Annotated in this window: 3 protein-coding genes; all 3 read right to left on the bottom strand. The window is 68.1% G+C overall.

Annotation, left to right across the window (positions count from 1 at the left end; translation table 11 throughout):
* Positions 1–364: 364 nt before the first annotated feature.
* Positions 365–1624 carry an extracellular solute-binding protein gene (locus tag ACIP5O_RS34365; RefSeq protein WP_401300980.1) on the bottom strand — a complete coding sequence of 420 codons (1260 nt, stop codon included), beginning with the start codon at positions 1622–1624 and terminating at the stop codon, positions 365–367.
* A gap of 167 nt (positions 1625–1791) precedes the next feature.
* A complete protein-coding gene (locus tag ACIP5O_RS34360; RefSeq protein WP_401300977.1) occupies positions 1792–4368 on the bottom strand; it encodes an alpha-amylase family glycosyl hydrolase in 2577 nt (858 codons plus the stop codon).
* Positions 4369–4777: 409 nt separating this feature from the next.
* The gene (pulA, locus tag ACIP5O_RS34355; RefSeq protein ID WP_401300974.1) at positions 4778–8137 is read right to left on the bottom strand and encodes a pullulanase-type alpha-1,6-glucosidase; all 3360 of its coding nucleotides are present in this window, start codon (positions 8135–8137) and stop codon (positions 4778–4780) included.
* Positions 8138–8224 lie beyond the last annotated feature (87 nt).

Below are 8224 nucleotides of genomic sequence, written 5' to 3'. Positions count from 1 at the left end.
CCGGATAGCGCTTCCCACTCCACATCCGTCAGCTCATGACGACGCACCATGACGACATGATCCCCCATCAGGCCACTTTGAAGACACTGCCTAGGTCGTGTGCGTCTTCGGAGCGGCGGTCGATCTCCAGCAGCATCACCGGCACTCCGGCCTCCGGCGCCCGCACCACCAGGTCCGCCCGCTGCACGTACCCGTCGCCAAGCCGGTGCCCGACCTCGGTGGCGAAGCCCAGCCGGTGGCAGGCTGTGATCCACCGGGCGGCTCCAGCAGCCGCGCCTCGCGGCACCGGATCCGGTCCAGCCGTCCGGCAGACCAGTCGGCTGCTCGGGCAGTGGTTTGGTGTAGAGGCCCTACTCGGCGGTCCTCAGGACGTGCGGTAGTCGGGCAGGAGTTGGAGAGCCTGGTCAGATGTCTTTTTCAGTCCTTGCTGCGCGGTAACGCGGCCGGTGAGGATGTTGACCAGGTTCGGTTCCATGGCTGCGTAGAGCGCGGTGTATTCCGGGATTGGCTGGCGCGGGACGCCGTCTTTGAGGACGAGGTGGAAGGCTGCGATCTCTGGCCTGAACACCACCTTGGCGGTGAAGGCATCCATTCTGGTCGGCAGGGTTCCGTTGGTGAGTGCGATCTTTTCCTGGGCCGATGCGGAGGTCATGAAGGCGATGAACTTCTGCGAGGCCGACTGCTGTGCGGGGGACGAGGTTGAGGAAGCGACGAGGTTGTGGCCGCCGAGTGGAGCGCCGTGCCCGAAGCTGCCTCCGGGGATTTTGGCGATGCCGAGGTTCTCCTTGTCGGCGAATGCCGCCCCTTTGAAAAGGTTTGCCGTCTCCCAGGGGCCCTGGATGATGGAGGCGACCTTGCCGTTGCTGAAGGCGTTCATGATGTTGGCGTAGGCCTTATCAGTGGTGTCCAGTTTCCGCGCTCCGGGGGCCTTCAGGACCGATACGAGCGTTTCTATCCCTTTGACCGCTTCAGGGGAGTTTACTGTGATTCGTTCGTAGTCGGCGTCCACGAGGTCGGTGCCTTCTCCGAACAGGAAGGGCATAGCGAAGTACGCCTGAGGGTTGAAGGCGAAGCCGTCTGCTCCTGTTCTCTCCTTGATTTTCGCCATGTCGGCTTTCAGGTCGTCCCATGTCACAGGGGTGTCGGCGATGCCGGCTTTGGTGAACAGGTTCTTGTTGTACATGAAGGCGAGGGTGTCGGTGGTCTGCGGGACGCCGTAGAGGTGCTCTTTGTAGGTGGCCTGTCTGATGAGTTTTCTGTCGAAGTAGAAGTCGTCGGGTTCGGCGGGGGTTCCGTCGAGGGGTGCGAGGTAGCCGGCCTTGGCGAACCCGGGGATCCAGCCGACATCGGCGCGCAGTACGTCGGGGGCTTTCTTGGCGGCCGCGGCGGTCTGGAATCTGGTCTGGGCGTCGGTGAAGGGGACGTTGACGTAGGTGACCTTGATGCCGGGGTGGGTGTTCTCGAAGTCCTTGACGAGGGCTTTGAAGGCCGGTGCTTCGTTCTTGGCGTCGGAGGTGTCCCACCAGGTGATCGTCACGGGCTCGGCGTCGGAGATGAGGGAGCAGGCGGTGGTGGAAAGAACGAGTGCCGTTGCGGTGGCGGCTGCTGTGAGGGCGCGGCGCATGGGGACTCCTCGGGGGATGCCCGGCCCGGTCGGTGGTCAGGCGGGGCTGGTGGGGTGCGGGGAAGCCTGGATCGGGTTTCGGGTGGTGATGGGCTGCTGTTGGGTCGTGAATGGGCTGTGTGCCGCCGCCAGAGGGGCGGCGGCACACAGCTTTGTGGCGGGGAGGGTCAGGACTTCTTGAAGACGGTGACGGCGAGCGGGTCGGCAGTGGTGCTGGTGGAGCTGGTGGCCCCGTTGGTGTCGAGGACCTTCTTCCAGGTGCCGGCGGGCAGGGTCACGTTGGTGGAGCTGTTGGTCGGGTTGTAGACCACGACGGTGTCGGGGGTGGTGGGGGTGGCGGCGTTGGAGCTGATCGCCGAGGTGACGATGGAGCCGTTGACGGTGGTGGCCATCTGGTTCTTCACCGCGTCCCAGCTGTCCAGGCGCAGGGCGGGGGTGTTCTTGCGCAGTGCGATGGCGTCCTTGTAGTAGCGGAAGATCGCGTTGTTGGCGGTCTTCTCGCCCCACTGGATGGCGTTGACGTTGTCGCCGGACTCGTAGGAGTTCTTCGCGGCCTCGTAGTCGCCGCCCACGACCTTGGAGTGGAGGAACTCGTCGCCTTCGTGGAAGAAGGGGATGCCCTGGGAGGTGAGGATCATGCCGGTGGCGAAGCGGTTCATCTGTCCGGCTCGGCCGGTCGGGCCGCCGGTGACGCCGGAGTAGGTGATCTTGTCCCAGATGTTGAGGTCGTCATGGGCGGAGACGTAGTTGATGCTCTGCTCGGGATCGTAGGCGAAGGCGGCGGCCCAGGGGTCGGCGAGCGGGGTGGTGCTCTTGGTGGCGAGCGGGGAGCCGCGCATGCCGAGGGCGATGGAGGAGGCGTTGGAGGAGGATCCGCCCATGTAGCCGAGGAGCTGGTCGCGGGTGCCGCCCTTGACGGCGTCGCGGTAGGTGCCGTTGAAGACGCCCACGTGGCCGCCGGCGATGGCGGGGGTGGTTCCGTAGCGGACCTTCTGGGCCTGCTGGGGGTCGTCGACTCCGCCGCTCCAGGGCTCGCCGTGGATCTGCAGGGTGCGGTCGGGGAAGGAGGCTTGGAGGTACTTGGCCCACTGGTCGACGTTCTTGTACTGGTGGACGCCGATGAGGTCGAAGCGGAAGCCGTCGATGTTGTAGGTGTCGACCCAGTACTTCAGTGAGTCCATGATCATGCGGCTGACCATGGGGTTGCTGTCGTCGATGGAGTTGCCGGTGCCCGAGAGCTGGGTCTCGTGGTAGTACTTCCCGGTGATGTTCTGGAAGACGTCCTTGCTCGCGGTGTGGTTGTAGACCACGTCCATGATCACGCGGATGCCGTTCTTGTGGAACTCGTTCACCATCGTCTGGAACTCGCGCACCCGGTCCTCGGGGGCGGTGAACTGGGAGAACTGCTCCTCGGGCACGTTGTAGTTGAGCGGGTCGTAGCCCCAGTTGGGCACGGTGCTGTTGAAGTCGTACGAAGGCAGCAGCTGGACGTGGGTGACGCCGAGCTCCTTGAGGTGGTCGATGCCGGTCTTGGCGCCGCCCTGGGTGGTGCCGGTCTGGGTCAGGCCGGCGAACTTGCCGCGCTTGCCGGCGTCCACGCCGGAGCTGGGGTCGATGGTGAAGTTGCGGACGTTCATCTCGTAGATGACGGCGTCCTCGCGCTTGGTGATCGCCGGGCGGGCAGCCCAGCCGCCGGCGGGCGCGATGGACTCGGTATCCATGACGATGCCCTCGGTGCTGCCGGGCTTGACCATGCGGGCGTAGGGGTCTCGCACGGTGTTGTTGCCGATGCGGAACTGGTAGGGCTGGTTCTTCCAGTTGCCGGGCACGACGGCCTGGTAGACGCCGGTGTAGCCGCTGACGTCCGCGGGCTTGAGGGGGTAGGCCTGGCCGCCGACGGTGACGGAGACCTGGGAGCTGTCGGGTGACCAGATGCGGAAGGTGGTCTCGGTGGGGGTGTAGAGAGCGCCGAGGGTTCCGTCCAGGGGCGGGCCGGGGGGCTGTTCGGTCTGGACGTTGAGCACGTGGGTGGTGCTGTTGTAGGAGAAGTCGACGGCGGAGCCGGCCTGGGGGACGGTGAAGCTGATGTCGCCGCCGGTGGTGCTGCCGCCCTGGCCGTAGCTCTCGGTCCAGGACTGGCCGATGGCGGCCTTGACGTTCCAGGTGCCGGCGGGGATGGCGGTGGTGGACCAGGTGTAGATGCCGTCGCCGTTGGTGTCCTTGAGCCAGGAGGCCAGACAGTTCGGTGCCCAGTCGGCGGCGCAGCCGATCTCGGACTGGAAGGAGCCTGCGGCGGTGACGATCTTGTGGTTGACGTCGTCGGTGATCCAGTGGGTGACCGGGTCGTAGGCGAAGGTGACGTTCTTGCCGCCGGCGGGGATGTTCAGGGAGATGTTGGCGCCGTAGTACTGGGCGTTCGCTCCGTAGTTGTCGGCCCAGCCGTTGTTGAGGGCGGCCTTGTAGGAGTGGGAGCCGGCCGGGATGTTGATGGTCTTCGACCAGGCTCCCGAGCCGTCGGTGCGGGCGGTGAGCTGGGCCTGGCTGCAGTTGGGGGCCCAGTCGCCGGAGCAGCCGATCTCGCTGTTGAAGGTGCCGGGGATCGAGACGGCGGTGGCGGTGGTCTCGGCCTGGGCGGCGGTGGTGAGGGCGGGTACGAGCGCCAGTCCCATGGCGGTCGCGGCCAGGAGCGCGGGTGCGGTGCGTGTTCTGTGGTGCCGGGTGGGGCGCGTGGGGGTGCCGTGCAAGGTGGTGCCTCCTCAGGATGGGATCACCCGCCCTGCGGACGGGGGTCGTCGGCGCGGGTGGTGAGGGAAGGCGGCGCTGGTGTGGTGACCAGCGGCGCGGCTCTGCCGCAGGCGTGTGCCTGCTGTACGGGTCAGGGGCGTCGTCGGGAGTACACCAGCTCGCTAACCCGTTTGTAACTCAAGTTAATAACCATGTGACTTGTGGTCGTCAATGGGTCGGACAGGATCCGCGTGGACTGTTACCGATGTTCGCCAGGCGCGCCCTGCGCGGGGAGGCGTCCAATGGCATCGGCGGTGTTCGAGGGCCACGCGTGGGGGCCGGCAGCCTTTTTCTGCAGGTCAACGCGGCCGGCCCGGCAGGGTTGCGCGGGTGCGCTGTCCTGCCGGGCTGGTGATTGGGGGTGTGGGTCTAGTGCTGGACGAAGACGGCGACGGTGTGGGCGGGGACGGTGAAGGTGCCGGTGGCCCGGTTGAAGTCCGCCTGCTTGACGACGGGGTCGCTGCCGCCGCTCTGGACGGGGTGGAGTGCCTGGCGGGTGCCGGCGAGGTCCTTGACCGTCTGGGTCTGTGCGCCGGGGGTGGCGTTGTAGATGACGGTGAGGGACTTGTAGGTGTTCAGGCCGCGGCCGTCGAGGTGCTGGGTGATGACGCCGGGCTTTTCCAGGGCCGTGCCCGACAGGGGGAAGGTCAGGCGCTGCTGGACGGCGCGGGCGGTGCCCAGGGAGAACAGCGGGGTGGACTGCTTGATCTTCAGGTACTGCTGGAACTGGCGGGTGGTGGCGGCGATTTCGGTGCAGCCGGGGCGCAGTTTCGGGTCGGCCAGCAGCGGTCGTGCGAGGGGCCACTGGGCGCTGTTGGATTCGGCCAGCGGCAGGCCGCGGCCGAAGCCGTTGCCGTTGCCGTTGCGGCAGTCCCACTGGATGGTGTTGAACCAGTCGCCGCTGTCGTAGGCGTTGTGGTCCAGGGACTTGGAGCGGAGCAGGTCGGTGCCGCCCTGTGCCATGGACGGGCTTTGGGAGAGGGTGCTGGTGGCCAGTGCGAGGGCCTGGAGGCGGGCGCGGTCGGCCGGGGTGGTTGCGGGGGCGAGCTTGTAGGCGAGGGTGTCGAACAGGGCGAGGTTGTCGTGGGCCTCGACGTAGTTGACGGCTTCGGCGGGTGAGGCGGTGTAGCCGGCGGGCTGGCCGTTGTAGTCGATCTGGGCGCCGGTGCGGCGGGTGCCGTCGCTGGTGGTGAAGGTGTAGCGGGCCAGGTTGCCGGTCAGGCCGATCTTGACCAGGTCCATGTCCTGCAGGAGGCGGGTCTTCTGCTGTGCGGGGGTGCCGTTGACGTCGGCGCCGTTGGGGGCGGTGAACAGGCCGCTGGCGAATCCCTGGCGTCGCGGGTCGGCATCGGAGATTCCGCCGCCGCGGGCGCCGTCGCGCAGCCGGTCGTTGAAGGTGCCGATGCCGGTGCCAGCCATGTTGCGCTGGGTGGCCTGGGTGAAGCGGGCGTCGCCCGCGACGATGCCGTAGTCCCAGCCCTCGCCGTACAGCAGGCTGGCCTTGCCGTTGATGCCGTCACGGCCCGGGGTGAGCTTGGCCAGGGAGGACTTGACGTCGAGCATGGTCTGCTTGGGGTCGAGGCCCATGAGGTCGAAGCGGAAGCCGTCGATGCGGTAGTGCTTGGCCCAGGTGGCCACGGAGTCGACGACGAGCTTGTTCATCATCGCGTTCTCGGGGGCGGTGTCGGCGCAGCAGCTGTCGCGGGTGACGGTGCCGGTCGCGTCCAGGCGCTGGTAGTAGCCGGGGACGATCTTGTCGAGGACGGATGCGGCGTCCTGCCCCGCGGCGGCGGTGTGGTTGTAGACGACGTCCATGACGACACTAAGGCCGGCGTCGTGGATGGCCTTGACCATCTGGCGGAACTGCACGATGCGGTCGGTGCCGTCCGGGCTGGTGGCGTAGGCGCCTTCGGGGACGGTGAAGTGGAAGGGGTTGTAGCCCCAGTTGTAGGCGTCGCGGGCCTGCGTGGAGGCGACGCACGCCTGCTGATCGGGCGAGTCGGGCGCCATGGCGTCCATGTCGCAGTCTGGGGTGGCCTGGTCCGCGCGCCGCTCGGCCGTGCCCGCGAAGTCGAAGGCCGGCAGGAGCTGGATGGTGGTGACGCCGGCGGTCTTGAGGTCCTTCAGGTGCTTCATGCCCAGTGACCGGGGATCGGCGAAGGCCAGGTAGGTGCCGCGCGTGTCGGCGGGCAGGGCGGTGTCGGCCGCGGAGAAGTCCCGGATGTGGATCTCCTGGATCTGCTGCTTCTCCAGCGGCAGGGCCTTGGGCGAGCGGGACTTCTCCCAGCCCGCGGGCAAGGTGCTCCGGTCGTCGAGGTCGACAATCTGGCTGCGGGTGGAGTTCGCCGACAGCGACAGCGAGTAGGGGTCGGTGACGGTGTTGGTGACCGTCTTCTGCGCTGCCGGGGTCCATACCTTGACCTGGAACCGGTAGTACAGGCCCTCCCAGCTCTTCTCCCCGCGCACCGACCACACACCGGTGACGCGATCCAGGGTGAGCGGCACGGTGCGGGCCGTGGTGGAGGTGGGGGTGTCGTAGAGCTCCACGCTCACGGACTGGGCGGTGGGCGCCCACAGCGACAGGGTGGGCCGGCCGGCGTGGAAGACGGGACCGAGCGCGGCCCGCTTGGCCTTGTCGGCGTACAGGGCGTCCAAGACTCCGGCGGTCTGCAGGCCGGTGGCATGGGTGAGCTGTCCGTCGGGGCCGAGGGCGGCGATCGCGCTCTGGCCCTTGACGAGGTCGCGTGCCTTGGCGGCCCAGGAGGCGGGGACACGCAGCGCGCTGAGATTGGCCAGGTGCGGGTACTTCGCCTTCAGTGCCTTGGGCAGGCCGCGGGGGTCGTGCTGGAGCGGGATGGTGGTGCCGCCGCTGATGCCGGTGCCGCCGGCAGCGAGCCCGCCGTCGGGGGCGGTGGCCAGCTGGTAGGTGGTGCCGCCCGGGTTGCCGGTGGTGTCCCAGGCGATGAGGTCGGGGGCCAGCCAGTACCCGGAGCGGGGGGCGAGGCTCGGCTTGGGCTTGCCCGGGTAGACACTCAGCGTCTTGGACGCGGTGCTGTATCCGAAGGTGGTCTCGGCGCCGTCGGCGGCGACGGTGAAGGTGGTCGCCGCGCCCTCGGCCCGGGCAGGAAGGCCGAGGCCGGGCTGTGCGGTGTAGGTGCCCGCGGGGAGCTTGGTGGTGGTGAAGGTGGCGATGCCGTCGCCGTCGGGGTCGGTCAGCCAGGAGCCCAGACAGTCGGTGGCGCCGTCGCTCGTGCACCCGAGCTCGTTCTGGAAGGTGCCGAGCGCGGTGACCAGAGTGGTGTTGAGGGTGTCGGTGATCCAGTGGGTGACGGGGTCGTAGACGAAGGTGACCTCGGCGCCGCCGGCCGGGACGGCGAGCGGGATGTTCGCTCCGCCGGGGGCGGCGTTCTGCCCGTAGTTGACGGCCCAGCTGCGGTCGAGGGCGGCCTTGTACTGGTAGGTGCCGGCCGTAAGACGGGCGGTCAGGGCCCAGGTGCCGTCGGGGCGGAGCTGCATCTGTGCCTGGTCGCAGTCGGGGGCCCAGTCCCCGGCGCAGCCGAGCTGGTTGTCGAAGTCGGAGGCGACCGCGACAGAGGTGGGCTGCGGGGTGCTGGTTCCGGCGGCGAGGGCCGGTATCGCGGCGGTGCCGGCGAGAAGGCTGAGGGCCAGGGCGGCTGACCTTCTGGTCAGACGGCCGCGGCCGCGCGCGGAGGTGGAACGTGACGTCATGGAACACCTCATTGTGTCGCGGGGGTGGGGTGGTGCGGGTACGCCTGTCGACGGCCCCGCGGGCAGGCGGGTGCGGAGCCGTCGACA

Source organism: Streptomyces sp. NPDC088915 (genome assembly GCF_044749825.1).
Lineage (GTDB): Bacteria > Actinomycetota > Actinomycetes > Streptomycetales > Streptomycetaceae > Streptomyces.
This window is presented reverse-complemented; position numbering and strand designations above follow the sequence as displayed.

Excerpts from the sequence above, each read along its gene's own strand:
- ACIP5O_RS34365 (WP_401300980.1), bottom strand. The coding sequence starts at position 1,624 with ATGCGCCGCGCCCTCACAGCAGCCGCCACCGCAACGGCACTCGTTCTT.
- pulA (WP_401300974.1), bottom strand. The coding sequence starts at position 8,137 with ATGACGTCACGTTCCACCTCCGCGCGCGGCCGCGGCCGTCTGACCAGA.